Origin of the sequence: uncultured Arthrobacter sp. (genome assembly GCF_947495145.1) — a bacterium.
Lineage (GTDB): Bacteria > Actinomycetota > Actinomycetes > Actinomycetales > Micrococcaceae > Arthrobacter_D.
The window spans coordinates 71,833-91,155 of the sequence record NZ_CANLXP010000005.1 but is presented as its reverse complement, the minus strand read 5'-3'; the positions used below and the strand labels follow the sequence as shown (position 1 = coordinate 91,155).

Sequence of the window (19,323 nt, the reverse complement as noted above, 5' to 3'; positions counted from 1 at the left end):
ATCTAGCCTTTCAGGGCGCCGGACATGGCAAACGAGCCACCGAACACGCGCGAGACGAGGATGTACAAAAGAATCACGGGCAGTGCATAAAGAATCGAGAACGCGGCCAGCTGCCCATACGCAACCGTGCCGAACTGCCCGAAGAACCGGAAGATGCTCACCGCTGCCGGCTGGTTCTCCAGCGAAAACAGCAGGATAAACGGCACAAAGAAGTTTCCCCACGCCTGGATGAACACAAAGATGAAGACGACGCCGAGACCCGGCCGCATCAGCGGCACCACAATGTGCCACAGCGCCTTCATCGCCGACGCGCCGTCCACCCACGCCGCCTCCTCAAGCGACACGGGCACGGAGTCCATGAAGTTCTTGGTCATCCAGATGGCCATGGGAAGCGACGTCGCGGCCATGAAGAACGTCGTCGCCGCAAGCGAATCCAGGAGGTTCAGCTGCACAAACAGGCTGTACACCGGCACCATGATGGCCGTGATCGGCAGGCACGTTCCAAACAGCACCGTATAGAGGAACGGCCGGTTGAACCGGGTGTTGAAGCGGGACAGCGGGTAGGCGGCCAGCACGGCAGCGATCACAGTCAGCGCCGCCGACCCACCGGAAAGAATCAGGCTGTTCCACAGCGGCACAAACGTCTGCTCGGGCGTCAGGATCGCCGTGAAGTTGGTCAGCGAGAACGACGCCGGCAGTGCAGTCTCGTAGGTCGCTTCGGCGTCGAAGGACGCCAGCAGCAGCCAGCTCAGCGGCACCACGAAACACAGGGCGATCAGGGCCAGCACAACACTCGCACCCCAACTCGGCGAACCGCGGCGGGAGCCGCGACGCGTACCCCGAGAAGCACCCCGGGATCCACCCGGCGACGCCACCGCGGAAGCCGTCGTCGTACCCGGAACCGGCGCAGTCATGAGGGGTTCCTCTCGCGCAGCAGCCGGATGTACGCAAGGGAAAACGCGGCGCCGATGATGAGCATGACGACGGCGATCGCCGTGCCGTAACCGATGTCGCTGTACCGGAAGGCTTCCTCGTACGCCATGATCGGCAGGGTGGTGCTGCGGTTGGTCGGCCCGCCGGCCGTCATGACGTAGATCAGCGTGAACACCGCGAGCGTCTGCAGCGTTATGAGCATCAGGTTGGTCGCGATGCTGCGCCGGATCATCGGCACCGTAACGAAGACCAGCGACTTGGCCCCGCTCGCGCCGTCGATCTCCGCCGCCTCCGTAACCTCGCTCGGCACGTCGTTGAGCGCTGCCTGGTAGACCATCATCGAGAATGCAGTGCCCCGCCAGATGTTGGCGAGGATGATCGCGAGCATCGGGTGCTCAAACAGCCAGTCCACCGCCGGCAGACCGGCGAACCCGGTCAGCTGGTTCAGCGTTCCGTCGCGGAAGAAGAATGCATACGCCACGAAGGCCGCTACGATCTCCGGCAGCACCCACGCTGCCACCACACACACGCCGACGACGGCGGCAACTCCCCGGTGTGCCCGCCGCATCAGCAGCGCAAGGCCAAGCCCGAGGAAGTTCTGCCCGATCACCGCCGACACGAGCACGAAGACGACTGTCAGCAGCAGCGACTGCGGGAACAACGGGTCGGCGAACAGCGCGGTGTAGTTCTCGAAGCCGATCCACTCGGGATCCTTCGCGTTGGCGCCGGTCAGCGCCGCATTGGTAAAGGACCCGTAGAAGGACCAGATGATCGGCCCGGCCAGGAAGATCCCGATCAGGATGATCGCGGGCGCAAGGGGAAGGAGTTTCAGAACCGGCCGAAAGGAGCGGGGTGCCCGTCCGTTGCGCCCCCGCTCCTGCCTGTTGTTCCCGCTGCCGCCGCGGCGTGCGGCGCCGGAGGACGAGCCGCGGGAAGTGACCGTAGACGAGATGGCTACTCCTCGACGACGTTCTCTTCGCCGACAATCGACGTCAGTGCCTCGTCGTACGTCGCTGCCGCTTCCTCAGGGGTGGCTCCCCCGGTGATGACTGCTTCGGTTGCTTCCTGGACCGCAGTGGAGATCTCGGCGTAGTTCGAGGTCGCGGGCCGGAAGTTGGACACATCGAGCACAGCGGAGACGTCGTCGACAAAAGGATTGGCGTCAAGGTACTCGGGTGCCTCGGCGATATCGGTACGGACGGCGATCTGCGAATTGTCCACCGTGTACTGCAGCAGGTTCTCCTGGCTCATGGCCGTGGTGAGGAACTCGAACGCGAGGTCGGGGTTCTCCGTGCCCGCGCCTACCGCCAGCGTCCAGCCGCCGGACATGCTTGTAGCTCCGGGCTCCTGCCCGTTCTGCGTGGGGAACGGCGCAACACCCATGACGTCGGCGTATTCCGGCCACTCGAACATGCCGCCTTCCTGCCAGAACGACGGCGCGTAGGAACCTTCCACTGTGGCTGCCATCTGGTTCTCCGGCAGCATGGTGCCGAGCACTACCTGCCAGACGTTGGGATCGAGCGCTTCAGCCGGCGTGACCGCGAATTCCTCGTCATAGATGGTCTTCAGGAACGCCAGCGAATCGATGAAACCCTGCGACCCTGAAATCCACTTCTGCGACTCCTCGTCATACAGCCCGCCGCTCTCGGTGCCGTAGAGCAGTTCGTAGAAGCTCTGCATCACGGTGCCCTCGCCCGTGCCGGTTCCCGCGTACATGCTGAACGGCCGCGAATCCGGCTGCGCTTCCTTCACGGTGCGCGCCATTTCGAGAAGGTCATCCCACGATTCGGGCTGCCAGGGAACCTCGATCCCGGCATCCTCGAGCACCTGCTTGTTGTACCAGATGACCCGGGTGTCGGTGCCGAGAGGCACCGCGTAGGTGCTGCCGTCGTCGGCCTTTCCTGCTTCCTTTGCTGCTTCGTTGAAGGCGTCCCACTCTTCCCAGCCGGCAAGGTGCTCGTCGAGGTTGAGCAGGTAACCGGCCTCGACGTCGGAGCGGAGGCGGAAGGTGTCTTCGTAGAACACGTCAGGAGCAGTATCCGGCGAGCGCTGCGAGAGCGCGAGCCGGGTGTTGTAGTCCTCGTCTGTGCCCTCGACCGGTTCGAGCTCAACAGTGACGCCCTCATTGGCGGCCTCGAACTGTTCCTTGGTGGTCTGCATGAGGGTGTCCAGCGGGGAGGCATCGCCGGCTTTTTGGTAGATGATCCGCAGGGTGTTGTCGGAGGCTTCATCCTCGCCGCCGCCGCCGCTGCCTGCGCAGCCGCTGAGGACGAGGAGCGCGGCAACCGCCGCTGCTGGAAGGGTTCGAGAGGCGCCGCGCATGGTTTCTCCTTTGAAACGTAGGCATCGGGAGACTGCCGATACCGCAAATAGTACATCGAATGGATTTACCTCACAATGCCCTGCGTCGAATCGTCAGGACACACCCCTTATGGACCCACTTTCGGGGTGTGTCCTGCCAACTCAACGCTGGGAGAAATCACCGCGCCAGCATCAGCCGGTCCGCCCGCGGTCCCAGCGTCCGCTCGAGCATGAGGCAGGCGGCGCCGACGGCGGCAACGTCGTTCCCGATTCCCGTTGAGACCACCTCCACCGGGTGGATGCTGCGCGCGGCGCGGAAGTCCAATAACGACGACGGCACGACCTCCAGATACCGGCTCGCCAACGGCGCCCAGAACGGTCCGCCAAACACCACGCGGTCAACATCGAGCAGGTTCGCGAGCACCGACACCGCCCGCGCCGTCCGCACTGCCGCGCGCGTCAGGATCTGGACCGCCAGTTCGTTGCCCTCATCCGCCGCTGCGCACAAGCTGAGCAGCCCGTCTGCCACATCACCGTTGCGGTGCCGTTCCCCGTTCAGCACGCCCAGGCGCTCCGCTTCGAGCACCAGCGACTGCGGATCACACGTCACCGCAATGCAGCCACGCATCCCGCAGGCACACTCCGGCCCGTTGGGGTCCGTGACGATATGCCCGATCTCACCCGCGTTCCCCGAAGTCCCGCGCAGCACTTCGCCGTCCACCACGATCCCGCTGCCGATACCCGTGCCGATATAGATGAAAACGAAACTCTGCGTGCTCCCGTGGCCACCGCCCCAAATCTCGGCAACGGCAGCGGCCGTCACGTCCTTCTCCACGAAGACCGGCATCTCTGTTGCCTCCGCCAGCGCATCACGCAGCGGTACCCGGTGCCAGCCGAGCAGGAGCGGAGGGTCGACGACGGCGCCCGCCGGCTGGTCGATGGGACCCGGAGGCGCCACTCCGATTCCCTCGATGCGGGCCGGATCCACCGGCGACTCGGCAAGCAGTGCGCGCACCTCGCCGGCAATAGCGTCGATGATCTGGCCGGGCTCGGTGTTCAGCGGCGTTTCACGCACCCGGCGGTGCAGCACCACGCCCATCAGGTCCATCAGGACCACGGTCATCAGCGCGGGGTCCAGGTGGACGCCGATCGCGTACCGGCCCGACGGGTTGATCCGCAGAATGGTGCGCGGCTTGCCCGGTCCACTGCCCGATTTCCCGGCCTCCACAATGAGTTCCTCGGCGAGCAGGCGCCGGGTGATGTTGGACACGGCCTGCGGGGAAAGCCCGATCAGGTCCACCAGTTCAACCCTGCTCAAGCCCTCGCTCGAACGGCGAATGGCATCGAGGATGACACTCTGGTTGAAGTCCCCCATCCGGGGGAGATTGGTGCCACGTCGCACGTGCGGGCCTTTCGATCAGGGCGGCTGATGCATGATCCTACCGCCACTTGTCGGCACAATGACGGGCACATCGCTAGACTCGGCACAACTGCTTATACACATGGTCTGGCATTTAGGCACAGGGGGACGAGTTTGGGCGCTAACGGGGAGCGCAATACTGCCGTGGGCACTGCCCTGGTGGTGGACTCGGACGTGCACCTGCTCGGGGAAATTGCAGGCGGCCTCCGCGACGCCGGATTCAGGGTAGCGGCACACAGCACCGTCACCCCGGCTATCGCGGCGGCGCGTGAGCGTACGGCTGATATCGCCATCGTCGGTGCCGATATTGCACTGGAGTACCTGGCAACCATCGCTAAGGAAGCCGATCACCTGCTGCCCCGCAACATCCCGGTGGTGCTGACCGCGAAGTCGGCCGAACAGGTCACCTCCCACCCGGAACTGGCGATGCGCTCGAGCGACTACCTGCTGCTGCCGATCGACTCCGAGGAACTGCTGCACCGGGTCAACACCGCTATCCACCGCAACCGGCTGCGCGAAGAACGGCGGCAGGAATCTGCGTTCCTGCGTGAGCGGGTGCGCCGCATGTCCGACGACATCCGCCAGACCAACGACCCCTCGCACATGATCGAAATGGTGGTTCAGGGAGTTGGCGAAGTGCTCGGCGCCGAAGACGTGACCCTGCACGTTTTCGACGATGAGCGCATCTCCTACGGCTCCGCCCGCTGGGACCGCGGCGTAGGAATCACAGCACCGAATGACGTTTCCGGCCTGCAGGACGAGCTGCGGATCCTGGGGACCGACCTGTGGCATGCCTCCAGCTCGCTTGCGGTGATCGCCGGGCAGCTCGACGAGGTCCCGGACACCCTGCCCAAGATCCACGCGTATATGGAGGGCTTCACGCACAGCGGCCTCCTGCTGCCCATCGGTGAGGGGGCAGCGCCTTTCGGCCTGCTCTGGATCGTCGCCGACCGGGGTGCCCGAAAGTGGTCCAGTGCAGAGATTGCCCTGCTCCAGCACCTGCTCGGAAACCTTGCGCACGGCGTCATTCAGGGTCAGCTGATTGTCCGCCAGCAGCAGGTGGTGGACAGGCTCCGGGAGCTCGACGCCGCCAAGGACGGCTTCGTTGCCACCGTGCACCATGAGCTTCGCACTCCCCTGTCCTCGATCCTCGGCTACGTTGAACTGCTCCAGGACGGCGAGGGCGGCGAGTTGCCGACGCCCGCGCAGAAGATGCTGAAGATCATCGAACGCAACGGCCAGCGGCTGAGCACCCTCGTGGAGAACGTCCTGGCACTGTCAGTGCTCGACGCCGGCACAGAGCTCGGCTACACCCCGATCGACGTGATCCACCTGCTCGATTCAGTGATCCTGGACCTGCTGCCGCTCGCTGCAAGAAAAGACGTCTCCGTCGAACTGGTTCCGCCGGACACCGCCCAGAGCGTCAATGGAATGTGGGAACTGCTGGAACGCGCCTTCGTGAACGTGCTGTCCAACGCTGTGAAATACACGCCCGACGGCGGTGTGGTCACCATCCGCTTCCTGTCCGACGACGGCGCGGTGCGCGTCGTGATCGAAGACTCCGGCATGGGAATCCCTGCGGAGGAACTGCCGCATCTCATGACCCGCTTCTACCGGGCATCCAACTCGGTTTCGGCGGAGATACCCGGCACGGGGCTGGGCTTATCGATTGCGGCGCAGTCGGTGAGCCGGCACGGCGGGAAGCTCGCGATCGAGTCGGAGCTCGGCGTCGGAACCGCCGTCACCATTGAGCTCCCGCGTCATCTCGATGACCCGGATCTTCGGCCGAGCCCCCGTCTGGCAAGGTACTGAGCATGAGTACTCTGCTGACCTCGGTCTCCGGCCGGGCACCCCTCCGGCAAAGTGGCCGGGCACCCGTCTGGGAAGGCACTGAGTATGAGTACTGATTCTTTCGAGCGCACGGCAGTGGTCGTCGAAGACGATCCGGATATCCGTGAGCTGCTGGTACTCACCCTCTCCATGGTCGGTTTCAACATCATCGAAACCGCCAGCGGAAGGGAAGCCCTAGATTTGGTGCGGCAACACCAGCCGGATCTGGTGACCCTGGACCTGAACCTGCCGGACCTTGACGGGATGGAAGTCTGCCGGCAGCTGCGGCCCGAAACCGACGCCTACATCGTGATGATCACGGCGCGTGTCGAGGAGATTGAACGCGTCCTCGGGCTCGAGATCGGCGCCGACGACTTCATCGTCAAGCCCTTCAGCCCACGGGAGGTGCGGGCGAGGGTTGCGGCAATGTTCCGCCGTCCGCGCTCAATCGCTGACGGGACGTCGGTACTGGGCGGAAGCGAACCCGGCGGAGCGGCTGGAACGGAAGTTGCAGCGGAAGTTGATGACGCCGTCGTCGTGCATGGTTCGCTTTCGGTTGATGTCGAGGGGCGGGTGGCGCGGCTCAACCATGAGGAACTGCCGCTGACCAAGATCGAGTTCGACCTGCTCGCAACGCTGATTACCGGATCGCGGCGGGTGTGGACGCGGGAAAGCCTGCTCGCGCGGGTGTGGGGTGATGGCTGGACCGACGATCATCACCTCGTGGAGGTGCACATCCGGAATTTGCGGAAGAAGCTCGGCGAGGACACCCGAGAGCCCCGGTTCATCAAGACCGTCCGCGGTGTGGGCTACCGGATGATTCCGGTCGAGTAGTTCTACTCCTGCGCCAGGCAGGTGAGGAACCGCTCGGCTTCCCCGGCGAGTGCGGGCAGGCAGCTCATCGCGCGGCCGCTGCGGAAGTCCGACAGGCAGCGGTCCACGACGTACTGCAGCCTTGGCGCGCCCACCATGGTTGAGCCGACGTGAAGGCTCAGCAGCGTACCCTCGGCGTCTTCCAGGTTTTTCGACCGGAGATCGGCGTCGAGGTCCCGGACCCGTTGCGGCAGGAGGCGGGCGAAATTGTCCCGGTAGCGGAGGGCGTCGGCGAGGGTCTCCAGTTCCTCGGCGAGCTGCGCAATGACTTCGGGGCGGTGCACCGGCAAGTCAGCGGGCACGCAGTTTTCGGGCGTACCGGCGGATTCAGGCTCACCGGTGGATGCCGTGCCGCCGAGCGACGCCAGTGTTCGGGGCGATCCCGAGGTTGGTTTGTGCTTCAGCCAGGCCACCTCGCTCGCTCCTAACCGTCGATTAAGTCGACCTCCGAACCGGCGAACGGTCCGGCCCGGAGGAGTCTTATCCATGGTGGACCATCCACATCAAGCCGGCGGGGGCTTTTGGGCGAAGCTTTCCTCAAGAATTTTCCGGGCCAGTGGCTGCAGTGCCCGCGGTGGGGGCAATGGGCGGTGTGTTGAACTAGAGTCGTCAGGAGTTTTCGGCGGAGGAAGTCCGCCACCAGAAGTCCGCAACGCGATAGGGAGGATGCGCATATGGCCGCCACATCGCCCAAGCGGCCGCCCACTGCACAAGCCTTCGCTCTGGCCGAACTGCGTCGCATGATCATTGCCGGCGAGGTCCAGCCCGGCGAGCCGTTGCGCCAGGACGCGCTGGCCGAACGGCTCGGCGTCAGCAGGGTCCCGCTGCGTGAGGCGTTCAAGATCCTCGAGGGCGAAGGCCAGATTGTCTACGAGCCGCACCGGGGTTTCAAGGTTGCCCGGCTGTCGCTTGCTGATCTGCTGGAGACGTACCGCATCCGGCAGCTCCTTGAAACCGAAGCAGCGCACGCCGCCGTGAAACGTGCGGACGGCTCGGTGCTGCAGGCCATGAAGGACGCCGCCGCCGAGGTCGAGGCCGCGAGCGCCGCCGCAGACATTCTGCCCATGACCGAAGCCAACCGGCGGTTCCACTTTGTGCTGCTCTCGGCATCCGGCATGCCCCGGCTCGACCGGCTCATCCAGGTCCTATGGGACGCAACGGATACCTACCGCTTTGTGTACTACGGCGTTCCCACCAACCGTCACCGCGTCGAGGAGGAGCACAACCTCATCATCGACGCCTTCGCCGCCCGCGATGCGGAACGGCTCGTCAAGCACATGGACGAACACCGCGACCACGCGGTCGACGCACTGCGTCGGTTCCTCGACGCCAAGTAAGCGCTGACGTTCGGGCTCGGAGCGGGGGAATCCGGACAAGGCGGTGAGCGATCCGGACAAGGTCGTGAGCGATCCGGACGCAGATTGGAGCAGCCTGGTCCGAGGTGCGCGTTATTTCGGCCACCTTTGTCCAGGTTGCTCGCGATGCGGCACTCGAATCTCGCCGCGATCCGACGCCAGGACGCGCCGCACGAGGTGCCCAGCTCACGGCGTCCTGGGCCGAAACCTGCCCCCGCTCGGTAACATGTCACACTCTCGTAACAGTCCGCCGAAGCCCTCCCCTGCCGAAGTTACCTCTGGTAACTTTCTTCTGTGACGGGGGTTACATCCGGTCGCGATTTTGTATACAATCTCCAATAACGCTTATTTCGATGACGACACAGACGACGAAACAAAGGGATCGCATTTCGTGGAGAACTGGCTAGGACTGGCTGACCGGCGTGTGCTCATCGCCGGAGCCGGCGGCATTGGCGAGGCCTGCGCTGCGGCCTTCACCGCTGCGGGCGCCCGCGTAGTCGTCGCCGACATCAACAAAGCACGGCTTGCGGCGTACGAGCACGGATTGACGGCGGATTTTTCCACCGCCGAAGGCTGCGAAAACGCCGTGCAGGCAACCGTGGAGCTTCTCGGCGGCATCGACATCCTCCTCCACGCCGTGGGCATGAACCACCGAGTCCCGGTCCTCGACACCACGGATGACGATTGGCAGCGAACCATCGACATCAACCTCTCGAGCGCCTTCCGTCTCGGCAAGGCTGCAGGCAGGCACATGGTCCGCGCCGGTTGGGGCCGCCAGGTCTACTGCTCGTCGGTCTCGGGCCTCCTCGCCCACCCCGAGCACGCTCCCTACGCAGCAAGCAAGGGCGGCATCAACCAGATGATGCGCGTCATGGCCCGCGAATGGGCATCGAGCGGCGTGACGGTCAACGCGATCGCCCCCGGCTACACCGAAACCGACCTCACCCGCGCCCACCTCGACAAGCCGGGCGTCCGTGAGCACTACACGTCGCTGGTCCCGGCCGGGCGGCTCGGCAGCGTTGAAGACCTCACCGGTCCGGTCCTCTTCCTCGCCTCCGAACAGGCGTCCTTCGTGACCGGGCATGTCCTTTACACGGACGGAGGGCGGACCCTTGTCTAGCCATTACCCCCTCCTGAAGCCCGCGGATCTGACAGCAGACCAGCGGGACCTCTACGAGAAGATCACCGCAGGCCCGCGTGCCAACGGCCCATTCCGGATCATGCACGACGACGGCTCCCTCGCCGGCCCGTTCAACGCCCTTCTTTTCGCTCCCGGGATCGGCAACGCCGTCCAGGAACTCGGTGCGGCGCTGCGGTTCAACGGCGAACTCCCCGACCGCACCCGCGAGCTCGTGATCTGCGCTGTCGCGGCAGCCCTCAATTCCGAGTACGAGTGGTACGCGCACAGCCGCGCGGCCGTCGTCGTCGGCGTTTCCGAAGAGGAACTGGCCCAACTGCAATCCGGCAGCGTCCCGACCAGCGCCTCCGACAGCGAGGCCGCCGCCCTCGAGCTCACCCGCGAACTGGTTGCCGAATCCGGCGTGAATGAAACCATCCGGGCTACGGCGCAGAAGCACTTCGGACACAGCGGAATCACCGAAATTTCAGTCCTGGTGGGGTACTACCGCACCCTCGCGGGACTGCTTGCCGTGGCTGACGTCCCAGCCCCGGCTGACACCGCTCCAGACAAGGGGCACGAGAAGTGAAAATCAACACCGCACCACACATCCATCACATATCAAGGGAGAAACCCATGACCAGCACCTCCAACAAGGTCCGCGGATCGCGCATCGTTGCCGCCGCAGTCCTTGCACCGGCACTGTTCCTGAGCGCCTGCGGCAGCCCCGCACCGGAAACCGGCGGGGGCGGCGGCGCAGAAGGCGGCGAAGGCGGCACCCTCTCGATCGCCACCGGCGGCACCGGCGGCGTTTACTACCCGCTGGGCGGCGGTTTCGCGACTGTCATCCGCGAGAACGTCGAGGGCTACGACGCCACGGTCCAGGAGACCAACGCGTCCGTCGACAACATGCTGCTCATCCAGAGCGGCGCCGCACAGCTCGCCCTGGCCGTGGGCGACGTCGTTGCTGACGCCGTCGAAGGCGTGAACGATTTCGAGAGCGGCGCCCTCGAGATCTGCTCGCTCGGCAACGTGTACAACAACTTCCTCCAGCCCATCAGCGTTGAGGGCACCGGCATCCAGACCGTCGAGGACATGCAGGGCAAGGTTGTCTCCGTCGGCGCACCGGGTTCGGCAACCGAGGTTGCCGCCATCCGTACGCTGGAGGCTGCCGGCCTCGATCCCGAGACCGACATCGAACGCCGCCAGCTCGGAGTTGCCGAAACCGTGGCAGCACTCCGCGACGGCACCATCGACGCCGGCTTCTGGTCGGGCGGCCTGCCCACCGGCGCGCTGATCGACCTCGCCGCCGACGGCGACATGGTCCTCATCCCGATCGGCGAGTACGCCGCTCCCATGGCTGAGGAGTACGGCGAGTACTACGTCGAGCAGGAAATCCCGGCCGAAACCTACGAGGGACAGACCGAGGCGATCTCCGTGATCGCATCGCCGAACATCCTCGTTGCTGCATCGAGCATGGATGAGCAGCTCCAGGAGGACATCACCACCGCTCTCTTCGAGAACAAGGAACAGCTCGTCCAGGTGCACCCCGCCGCGGAAGAGATGGACCCCGCCACCGCCGGTGACGTTCCGTTCGTAGAGACCTGCCCCGGCGCCCAGGCGTACTTCGACCAGGCCGGCTAAGGGCTAGCCCACACCAATGCGCAGGACAGCCGCCGTCGTCGTTGCCTTGCTGGTGTGCCTCGGCACACTCGTGGGGATCGCTGCAGGAAACGCCGGGTCACCCCAGCGATTCCTGACAGTGGCGAACGACGACGGCGAGCTGGCCTCGCTGCCCCTGACCGGGGACACCTTCGCGGTGAGCTACCGCAACTCGATCTACCAGACCCTCGCCGAAGAACGCTACGAGGTGCAGCCCGACGGTTCCTACCGCCTGGTGCAGATAGCTGCAGACCAGCTCGCTGTCCTCGAGGAGTACTACGGCGTTCCCGATGCCCCCACTCCTGCCGGTCCAAAAGATCGGCGCAATTATGTTGTGCCGCCGAACCCGGAGCGTCCGGTGGTCTTTGACACCCTCTCGATCGCTGCCACCGACCTCGGGCAGCGCACCCTGCATGTTCCCGGACAGCCGCCGCTTGAACTGTGGCCGCTGGTAGGGAACTCCAATCCTTTCGTTGTGCTAGATATCAAGGAGATTCAATGACCGAGCGACCCGACGGCGACGGTGCCGTAGCTGCCCCCGGTTCCCAACAAAAGGTGTCGTTGCCCGAGGATTCTCGAAACGAGGACCAGCACGGCTCCCACCGGGCTACCCATAGCCGGAACGCCAACGAGAAGTTCACCGGATCACCCGATCCCTACAAGGACACCGACGGCAAGTTCGACGAAGAAGCGCTCATCGCCGAGTTCGAGGCGGAGAAGCCTGCACGGCACCTCAGCGGCACGCCCGCCGTCATCATCAAGGCGGTCGGCGTCATCTTGTCCGTCTTCGGCCTGTACTGGGTGTTCAACCCGATGGCCACGCAGTTCTACCTGCCCGCGTTCCTGATGATCGGCCTGTCGATGACGTTCCTCGTCTACCGTGGCTGGGGCCGGTCGGACAAGGATAAAGAAGCGGGAAAATCGGATAATCCCCACATCCTGGACTGGGCGCTGGCGATCATCGCCATTGTCCCCTTCGCCTACATCATCACGGACTGGGATGCGTTCTTCCGGCGCGCGATCATCCCCACGTACCTTGACCTGATCATGGGCACCATCGCCATCCTCGTGGTGCTGGAAGCCTGCCGCCGCACGGTGGGTATCCTCGTACCGATCGTGGTGCTGGGCTTCTTCGCCTACGCCTACTTCGGTCCGTATATTCCGGATCCGTTCCAGACGTCGTCGTTCGGTTGGGTGCGTCTGGTTGGCCACAACGTGATGGGAACGCAGGGCATCTTCGGTGTTCCAACGGATGTGGCGGCGACGTACATCATCCTGTTCACTATTTACGGCGCCGTTTTGACGGCGTCGGGAGCCACGAAGTTCTTCATTGACCTGTCCTTCTCCGCCTTCGGCCAGTCCAAGTCAGGTCCCGGACGCACCGTGACGCTGGCCGGCTTCCTGCTCGGTACCGTCTCCGGTTCGGGTGTTGCGACCACGGTGACCCTCGGTGGTATCTCCTGGCCGCTGCTGAAGAAGGCCGGTTACCCCAAGGAACACGGTGGTGCGGTTCTCGCGGCTGCCGGTATCGGCGCCATCATGTCGCCGCCGACCCTCGGCGCCGCAGCGTTCATCATCGCTGCACTGCTGAACGTGTCCTACCTGGAAGTCCTGATCTGGGCCACCATCCCGACCCTGCTCTACTACCTCGGCATCATCCTCGCCATCGAGATGGACGCCCGGAAGTTCAAGACCAAGCCCGTCGAGATGGAGACGCAGAAGGCCGGCAAGCTGCTGCTGCGCTTCGGCTACCACTTCAGCTCGCTGGTTGCGATCGTGGTGTTCATGGCCACCGGGATGACGCCGTTCCGCGCGGTGGTGTACGCGACAATCCTCGCGTTCCTGCTGAGCTTCCTGGACAAGCAGTCGTTCATGACCCCGAAGCGCATCTGGGATGCCCTGGCCACCGGCGCCACCGGCGCTCTGTCGGTCATCCCTGTCATGGCGGCGGCCGGCCTGATCGTCGGCATCATGACGCTCACCGGCCTCGGCCTGAAGCTCGCGAACATCATCGTGGACTTCGCCGGCGGCAGCCTGTTCCTCACCGCACTGTTCTCGGCAATCTCGGTGATCCTGCTGGGTCTCGCGGTTCCGGTGACGGCGAGCTTCATCATCTCCTGGGTCATCATCGGTCCGGCACTGCAGGACGTCGGCGTCCCCGCCTTCGCTGCGGCAATGTTCATCTTCTACTACTCCGTGCTCAGCGAAGTGTCGCCTCCGACCGCGCTCTCCCCGTTCGCGGCGTCCGCCATCACCGGCGGCAAGCCGATCAAGACGATGTGGCTCACCTGGCGTTACACACTCTCCGCCTTCCTGGTGCCGTTCATCTTCGTCCTCACCGGTCCGGGCATCGGCCTGCTGATGCAGGGCGGCGTGGGTACGGTGCTGATGGCGCTGCTGGTCTCCACGGTCGCCGTCGCGGCGCTGGCCGTGGCAACCGGCGGCTGGATCATGGGCCCGGCCAACTGGCTCGAGCGGCTGTTGATCGGCGTCGGCTCGCTGCCGTTGCTGGTCATGGAGCCGATGTACCTGATCGTCGGCGCGGCACTGATCGCCGTCGGGCTGGTGCTGCACGTGATCCGCATGAAGCGGCACCCGCATGATGATTCCGCTACTCCGGAACGGTCGGGTACTGCACGCTCAGGGACTGACCGCTCACGGACGGCTGAATCAACCTCGTGAACCTACCGTCCTCCGGACGGCCTGTGACCACCCTGTTGCAGGCCGTTTCGGTCACTACCACCGGGGTACTGCCGGCGTTCCTTCTGGGCGCGCTGGCGGTGCAGATCCGCGACGACCTCGACCTGGGGCCGGCGCAGATGGGCATCGCGGCAGCAACGCTGTTTGCGGTCTCCGGAACCCTCGCCCGCCCGCTCGGAGGAGTTGTCCAGCGGGTGGGAGCAGGGCGGGGCATGGTCTTGTCGGCCATTCTCGCAACCATGGCGTTGGCAGGCGCCGGAGCAGCACCGTCATTTCCCGTTTTGGTGGCGGCGCTGTTCATCGGTGGCCTTGCCAACGCCATGGCCCAGCCCTCGGCGAATCTAGGCATTTCGCGCAGCATCGGCAACAACCGGCTAGGCCTGGCGTTTGGAGTGAAGCAGTCCTCCATCCCAGCGGCGTCGCTCCTGGGCGGCCTCGCCGTTCCCGGGATCGCGCTGGTTCTCGGCTGGCGGTATGCCTTCTTCTTCGGCGCCGGGCTGGCGCTGTGTCTTGCGGTGTGGGCGTTTTTCCGCGGTCAGGCGCCACTGACAACGACGACGGCGGCAGCCCACCCGGAAGACCGCGGCACCCCGCGTGCCGGGCTGATTGTGCTGACGATCGGCGCCGGGCTCGCTGCCGCAGCCGCCACCTCCCTCGGTGTGTTCCTGGTGGACTCGATGGTTCAGTCGGGCATCTCGCCGAGCTCTGCCGGGTTCCTGTTCGCGGGCGCAGCGGTGGTGGGCTTGAGCATCCGGATCCTGCTCGGTGCGCTGATGGATCGAATGCCGACCCGCAGCCCCTACGTGCTGATCGCCAACCTGCTGGTGGCCGGCGTCGTCGGCTATCTCATGCTCAGTGTCGGCTCCACGGCGCTGATGGTGACCGGCACCCTCCTTGCCTACAGCGCAGGCTGGACCTGGCCCGGGCTGCTGCATTTCGCCGTCGTGCGGGATAACCGGCTGGCAGCCGCCTCGGCGACCGGCGTGGTGCAGACCGGGCTCTCCCTTGGTGCTGCGGGCGGGCCGCTGCTGTTCGGTCTGCTGGTGAGCGCCACTTCGTATTCCACTGCCTGGGTGGTGGCCGGCGTCGTCGCGCTGGCTGCTGCCATCACTTTCCGCATCGGGCGCCGGCTGATCCGCAAGTCACGCGGCATGCCCGTGCGAACAATGCGGCGTCCGTTTTCAAGTCCAGTTAAGGAGACTTCATGACAGCCACACGCTATGCGGTGATCGGCGGCGGCATTTTGGGGACCGCCGTCGCGCGCCGGTTGCTCCAGCAGGAGCCGGATGCGCAGGTGACCGTGCTCGAGAAAGAAGATTCGCTTGCCGCGCACCAGACCGGGCGGAACTCCGGCGTGGTGCACGCAGGGCTCTACTACACACCCGGGTCGCTGAAGGCGAAGCTGTGCAGGCGCGGGGTGGAGCTGCTGAAGGAGTACTGCGCTTCCAAGGACCTGGCGTATGACGAAATCGGTAAGGTGCTTGTCGCCCGGGACGCGGTGGAGGAATCGCGGCTGGGTGACATCATGACCCGCGCCCGGGCCAACGGAGTCCCGGGTGTGCGGATAATCGACCGCGATGAGTTGCGGTCGCTTGAACCGCATGTTGAGGGTGTTGGCGGGCTGCATTCCCCGCATACGGCGATCGTGGACTACGGCGCGGTGACGCGCTCCTTCGCCGACGACGTGGTTGCGGCCGGCGGAACCGTGCACACCGGGTTCGAGGTGACCGGCCTGACCACCCGCGGGAGCGAGACGCTGGTGACCGGAACCCACAACGGGTCGGACACCTGGGAAATCTTCGACTCGGTGATCATCTGCGCCGGACTGCACGCCGACCGCGTGGCCGCACTTGCCGGTGATGACGAGGAACCGAAGATCGTGCCGTTCCGCGGCGAGTACTACCTGCTGAAGCCTTCGAAACGATCTCTTGTCCGCGGGCTCGTGTACCCGGTGCCGGATCCGCGCTACCCGTTCCTCGGCGTGCACCTCACTCCGCGCACCGACGGTGAGGTCATGGTCGGACCCAACGCGGTGCTGGCGCTCGCCCGCGAAGCCTACGGCTGGGGCACTGTGTCGCCGCGCGACCTGAGCGATGCAGTGGGTTACCCCGGCTTCCGGGCCTTCGCGAAGCAGCACTGGAAGACAGGCGCCGTCGAAATGGTGGGCTCGCTGAGCAAGCGCCGTTTCGTGAATGAGGCGCGCAAGTACGTGCCGGAGCTGACCATTGACGACGTCGTTCCCGGCCCGAGCGGCATCCGCGCCCAGGCGCTGGACCGCGACGGTTCACTGGTGGACGACTTCCGCATTTCCCGTCACGGGTCGGTGCTGGCGGTGCGCAATGCGCCGTCGCCGGCCGCGACGTCATCGCTCGCGATCGCCGAGCACATTGTTTCGCTGGTACTGAATTCCGATAGTAAGGAAGCCGCATGACACATCTGAAGAAGGGTCTCTGGGGCGTGTTGGCCACGCCGTTCACCGGACCGTCATTCGCCGTCGACACCGAGTCGCTTCGCCGGGAGGTGGAGCTGTACACGCACATCCCGGCCACCGGCCTGGTGGTACTCGGGGTGTTTGGCGAGGGCGGCACGCTTGATACCGGCGAGCAGATGCTCACCGTGTCCACCGTCGCCGAAGCAGCGCAGGAGACCCCGGTGATTGTGGGGTTGTCGGCGCGAACCACTAACGTCGCGATCGAGCAGGCGCGCACCGCGGTGCAGGCTGCCGGGTCCAACCTTGCGTCGCTCATGGTGCAGGCGAACACGCCAAACCCGGACCTGCTGACCGCGCACTTCACCGCGATTCACGAGGCGACCGGCGCCGACATCGTACTGCAGGACTACCCGGTGGCCTCCGGAGTGAAGATCAGCACCGCGCAGATCCTCGCCGTCGTGGAGCGCTGCCCGTTCATCTCGGCGATCAAGTCCGAGGCGCCGCCGACCGCTGCGGCGATCGCCCAGTTGACGCGCGCCACGGACGTGCCGGTGTTCGGTGGACTCGGTGGCGTCGGCCTGATTGATGAGCTCGCTGCCGGTGCCGCCGGTGCGATGACCGGCTTCTCCCACCCGGAGGCGCTTCAGCTGGCCATCACAGCGAACGACGACGGCGGCTTCCGCGCTGCCCGCGACGTCTTTGCGCCGTGGTTGCCGCTGGCGAACTTCGAGGGCCAGCCCGGGATTGGCCTGGCGCTGCGCAAGGAGATCCTCAAGAGGCGCGGCATCATCGCCGAAGCGCTGGTCCGCCCGCCGGCACCCACGCTGCCCGCTGAACTTGCCGACATGATCGACGCCCATCTTGATGCTGTAAAGGAGCTTGCCTAGATGGATACCGGACTCAAGGGGAAGAACGTACTGGTGCCGGGGTCAAGCTCCGGGATCGGGCTGGCCATTGCGCAGGCGCTGGCCGATGAAGGCGCCAATGTGGTGCTCGCCGCCCGCCGCGAGGACGTGGTGCAGGCCGAGGCCGAGAAGCTGCCGTCCGCCGTCGGGATCGGGATTGACCTGAATCTTGACGGTGCGCCGGAGCGGCTGGTCGAGGCTGCGGAGAAGGCATTCGGGCCCATCGACGTGCTGATCCTCAATAGCGGTGGACCGCCGCCCGGTGGCGCTGCTGATGTGTCGGATGAGCAGACGCTGGCCGCCGTGAACCAGCTGCTGCTGCAGCACATTCGTCTCACCAACTTGGTTCTGCCCGGCATGCGGTCGCGCGGCTGGGGCCGGATTGTCGCCGTCGGATCCTCGGGTGTGCAGAGTCCGCTGCCGAACCTGGCGCTGTCCAACATCGGCCGCGCCGGGCTCGCCGGGTACTTGAAGACGCTCGCGGGTGAGGTGGCCAAGGACGGTGTCACGGTGAACATGGTGCTGCCCGGCCGGATTGACACCGATCGCGTGGCGTCGCTGGACGCGGGCGCCGCCAAGCGCACCGGCAAGACGCCCGAGGAAGCCCGGGCTTCGTCCGAGGCGACCATCCCCGCCGGCCGGTACGGCAAGCCGGAGGAGTTCGGCGCCGTCGTCGCGTTCCTGGCAAGCGAACCCGCAGCATACGTGACCGGCGAGCAGATCCGCTGCGACGGCGGACTGGTCCGTTCCTACTAACCCCCACCCCTCCGTTGAATTGGCAGGACACACCCCTTTTGACCCGCCTTTCAGGGCGTGTCCTGCCAACTCAACGCACTTAGCAAGAAAGACAACGTTCATGAATCACACATTGCATCTCTGTTCGGTCCGTGAGGGTGCGGACGAGCTTGCCGCCGTCGTGCATCCTCAGCGCGGACTCGCACTGGTCCGCGACCTGCTGCCCGGCTGGCACGGCGACGTCCGAGACATCCTCACCGAGGAGCTGCTGGACAAGTTGGAGAGCCTGGTCTCGACGGTCGACGACGGCGCGTTCCGGGACCCTTCTTCCGTCACGTATGGCGCTCCGTACCGGCACCCGCGGATGCTGTGGGGCATCGGGCTGAACTATGTGGAGCACGCGTCGGACCTCTCCGAGGGTGTGCCGGAGGAACCGGCTTCGTTCATCAAGGGCGACCACACGATCATCGGGCCGGGTGAGGACATTCCGATTCCGTCGCAGAGTGAGCGGACCACGGCGGAGGGAGAGGTCGCCGTCGTCATCGGGCGGTACTGCCGCAATGTGGAGGTGGAGGACGCGCTGGACTACGTAGCCGGCGTCGTGCCCGTGTTGGATCAGACCGCCGAGGACATCCTGCAGCGGAACCCGCGGTTCCTGACGCGGTCCAAGAACTTTCCCGGCTTCTTCTCGTTCGGGCCGCGGATTGTGCCGCTGGCTGAGGCGGTGGGGGACGGGATGCTCGCGGACATGGAGGTGTCCACGGTGGTCAACGGCGAGGTGCTGCGGACCAACACCGTGGCGCACATGCGGTACAGCCCCGAGTACCTGATCAGTTTCCACTCGAAGGTGATGCCGCTCTTCCCGGGCGACATCATCTCCACCGGTACGCCGGGCGCGATCCACATCAAGCCGGGCGATGTCGCCGAGGCCCGGGTGGCGGGTGTGGGAACGCTGAGCAATCCCGTGACTCAAGGACCTTAGAACCACCCCGCGTTGAGTTGGCAGGACACACCCCTTTTGACCCGCCTTTTACGGCGTGTCCTGCCAACTCAACGCACAA

General features: G+C 65.3%; 18 protein-coding genes. 13 read left to right on the top strand and 5 right to left on the bottom strand.

Annotation, left to right across the window (positions count from 1 at the left end):
• Positions 1-2 precede the first annotated feature (2 nt).
• The 4 genes from Q0877_RS05425 to Q0877_RS05410 all read right to left on the bottom strand — a co-directional run bounded on the left by Q0877_RS05425 (position 3) and on the right by Q0877_RS05410 (position 4,609).
• Positions 3-914, bottom strand: coding sequence for a carbohydrate ABC transporter permease (locus tag Q0877_RS05425; RefSeq protein ID WP_299166321.1), 912 nt, complete (start codon positions 912-914; stop codon positions 3-5).
• Positions 911-1,765 carry a carbohydrate ABC transporter permease gene (locus tag Q0877_RS05420; protein WP_299166440.1) on the bottom strand — a complete coding sequence of 285 codons (855 nt, stop codon included), beginning with the start codon at positions 1,763-1,765 and terminating at the stop codon, positions 911-913. Before Q0877_RS05420 ends, Q0877_RS05425 begins: the two co-directional genes overlap by 4 nt.
• A gap of 122 nt (positions 1,766-1,887) precedes the next feature.
• Positions 1,888-3,255: an extracellular solute-binding protein gene (locus tag Q0877_RS05415; protein ID WP_299166319.1), complete on the bottom strand. Its 1,368-nt coding sequence runs from the start codon at positions 3,253-3,255 to the stop codon at positions 1,888-1,890.
• A 157-nt stretch (positions 3,256-3,412) separates the two neighbouring features.
• Positions 3,413-4,609: an ROK family transcriptional regulator gene (locus Q0877_RS05410; protein ID WP_299166318.1), complete on the bottom strand. Its 1,197-nt coding sequence runs from the start codon at positions 4,607-4,609 to the stop codon at positions 3,413-3,415.
• 189 nt (positions 4,610-4,798) lie between these two features.
• On the opposite strand from Q0877_RS05410, the gene Q0877_RS05405 reads away from it, so the two are divergent.
• Both Q0877_RS05405 and Q0877_RS05400 read left to right on the top strand, forming a co-directional pair.
• Positions 4,799-6,466, top strand: coding sequence for an ATP-binding protein (locus Q0877_RS05405; RefSeq protein WP_299166317.1), 1,668 nt, complete (start codon positions 4,799-4,801; stop codon positions 6,464-6,466).
• An 84-nt stretch (positions 6,467-6,550) separates the two neighbouring features.
• Positions 6,551-7,318 carry a response regulator transcription factor gene (locus Q0877_RS05400; protein WP_299166316.1) on the top strand — a complete coding sequence of 256 codons (768 nt, stop codon included), beginning with the start codon at positions 6,551-6,553 and terminating at the stop codon, positions 7,316-7,318.
• A 2-nt stretch (positions 7,319-7,320) separates the two neighbouring features.
• Here the strand turns inward: Q0877_RS05400 and Q0877_RS05395 are convergent, their stop codons facing one another.
• Complete coding sequence (locus Q0877_RS05395) at positions 7,321-7,770, bottom strand: hypothetical protein (protein WP_299166315.1); 450 nt, start codon at positions 7,768-7,770, stop codon at positions 7,321-7,323.
• A 261-nt stretch (positions 7,771-8,031) separates the two neighbouring features.
• Between Q0877_RS05395 and Q0877_RS05390 the strand changes: the two genes are divergently transcribed.
• The 11 genes from Q0877_RS05390 to Q0877_RS05340 all read left to right on the top strand — a co-directional run bounded on the left by Q0877_RS05390 (position 8,032) and on the right by Q0877_RS05340 (position 19,244).
• Positions 8,032-8,694: a GntR family transcriptional regulator gene (locus Q0877_RS05390; RefSeq protein ID WP_299166314.1), complete on the top strand. Its 663-nt coding sequence runs from the start codon at positions 8,032-8,034 to the stop codon at positions 8,692-8,694.
• Positions 8,695-9,103: 409 nt separating this feature from the next.
• Positions 9,104-9,832, top strand: a complete 729-nt coding sequence (locus tag Q0877_RS05385; RefSeq protein ID WP_299166313.1) for an SDR family NAD(P)-dependent oxidoreductase — start codon at positions 9,104-9,106, stop codon at positions 9,830-9,832.
• Positions 9,825-10,418, top strand: a complete 594-nt coding sequence (locus Q0877_RS05380; protein WP_299166312.1) for a carboxymuconolactone decarboxylase family protein — start codon at positions 9,825-9,827, stop codon at positions 10,416-10,418. Before Q0877_RS05385 ends, Q0877_RS05380 begins: the two co-directional genes overlap by 8 nt.
• A gap of 47 nt (positions 10,419-10,465) precedes the next feature.
• The gene (locus tag Q0877_RS05375; protein ID WP_299166310.1) at positions 10,466-11,473 is read left to right on the top strand and encodes a TAXI family TRAP transporter solute-binding subunit; all 1,008 of its coding nucleotides are present in this window, start codon (positions 10,466-10,468) and stop codon (positions 11,471-11,473) included.
• A 16-nt stretch (positions 11,474-11,489) separates the two neighbouring features.
• Positions 11,490-11,993: a hypothetical protein gene (locus tag Q0877_RS05370; protein ID WP_299166309.1), complete on the top strand. Its 504-nt coding sequence runs from the start codon at positions 11,490-11,492 to the stop codon at positions 11,991-11,993.
• A complete protein-coding gene (locus Q0877_RS05365; RefSeq protein ID WP_299166308.1) occupies positions 11,990-14,173 on the top strand; it encodes a TRAP transporter fused permease subunit in 2,184 nt (727 codons plus the stop codon). The genes Q0877_RS05370 and Q0877_RS05365 overlap by 4 nt, the downstream gene beginning before the upstream one ends.
• A gap of 23 nt (positions 14,174-14,196) precedes the next feature.
• On the top strand, positions 14,197-15,399 hold the full coding sequence (locus Q0877_RS05360; protein ID WP_299166307.1) for an MFS transporter: 1,203 nt from the start codon (positions 14,197-14,199) through the stop codon (positions 15,397-15,399).
• The gene (gene lhgO, locus Q0877_RS05355) at positions 15,396-16,622 is read left to right on the top strand and encodes an L-2-hydroxyglutarate oxidase (protein WP_299166306.1); all 1,227 of its coding nucleotides are present in this window, start codon (positions 15,396-15,398) and stop codon (positions 16,620-16,622) included. Before Q0877_RS05360 ends, lhgO begins: the two co-directional genes overlap by 4 nt.
• The gene (locus Q0877_RS05350) at positions 16,619-17,509 is read left to right on the top strand and encodes a dihydrodipicolinate synthase family protein (RefSeq protein ID WP_299166305.1); all 891 of its coding nucleotides are present in this window, start codon (positions 16,619-16,621) and stop codon (positions 17,507-17,509) included. The genes lhgO and Q0877_RS05350 overlap by 4 nt, the downstream gene beginning before the upstream one ends.
• Positions 17,510-18,283, top strand: coding sequence for an SDR family oxidoreductase (locus Q0877_RS05345; RefSeq protein ID WP_299166304.1), 774 nt, complete (start codon positions 17,510-17,512; stop codon positions 18,281-18,283).
• A 100-nt stretch (positions 18,284-18,383) separates the two neighbouring features.
• Positions 18,384-19,244, top strand: a complete 861-nt coding sequence (locus tag Q0877_RS05340) for a fumarylacetoacetate hydrolase family protein (protein ID WP_299166303.1) — start codon at positions 18,384-18,386, stop codon at positions 19,242-19,244.
• The last annotated feature ends 79 nt before the right edge of the window (positions 19,245-19,323 follow it).

What these genes read in the sequence shown, in the direction of transcription:
- Q0877_RS05400 (WP_299166316.1), top strand. Translation starts at nt 6,551, where the DNA reads ATGAGTACTGATTCTTTCGAGCGCACGGCAGTGGTCGTCGAAGACGAT.
- Q0877_RS05415 (WP_299166319.1), bottom strand. Translation starts at nt 3,255, where the DNA reads ATGCGCGGCGCCTCTCGAACCCTTCCAGCAGCGGCGGTTGCCGCGCTC.
- lhgO (WP_299166306.1), top strand. Translation starts at nt 15,396, where the DNA reads ATGACAGCCACACGCTATGCGGTGATCGGCGGCGGCATTTTGGGGACC.
- Q0877_RS05365 (WP_299166308.1), top strand. Translation starts at nt 11,990, where the DNA reads ATGACCGAGCGACCCGACGGCGACGGTGCCGTAGCTGCCCCCGGTTCC.
- Q0877_RS05370 (WP_299166309.1), top strand. Translation starts at nt 11,490, where the DNA reads ATGCGCAGGACAGCCGCCGTCGTCGTTGCCTTGCTGGTGTGCCTCGGC.
- Q0877_RS05375 (WP_299166310.1), top strand. Translation starts at nt 10,466, where the DNA reads ATGACCAGCACCTCCAACAAGGTCCGCGGATCGCGCATCGTTGCCGCC.
- Q0877_RS05425 (WP_299166321.1), bottom strand. Translation starts at nt 914, where the DNA reads ATGACTGCGCCGGTTCCGGGTACGACGACGGCTTCCGCGGTGGCGTCG.
- Q0877_RS05340 (WP_299166303.1), top strand. Translation starts at nt 18,384, where the DNA reads ATGAATCACACATTGCATCTCTGTTCGGTCCGTGAGGGTGCGGACGAG.
- Q0877_RS05350 (WP_299166305.1), top strand. Translation starts at nt 16,619, where the DNA reads ATGACACATCTGAAGAAGGGTCTCTGGGGCGTGTTGGCCACGCCGTTC.
- Q0877_RS05410 (WP_299166318.1), bottom strand. Translation starts at nt 4,609, where the DNA reads ATGGGGGACTTCAACCAGAGTGTCATCCTCGATGCCATTCGCCGTTCG.
- Q0877_RS05345 (WP_299166304.1), top strand. Translation starts at nt 17,510, where the DNA reads ATGGATACCGGACTCAAGGGGAAGAACGTACTGGTGCCGGGGTCAAGC.
- Q0877_RS05390 (WP_299166314.1), top strand. Translation starts at nt 8,032, where the DNA reads ATGGCCGCCACATCGCCCAAGCGGCCGCCCACTGCACAAGCCTTCGCT.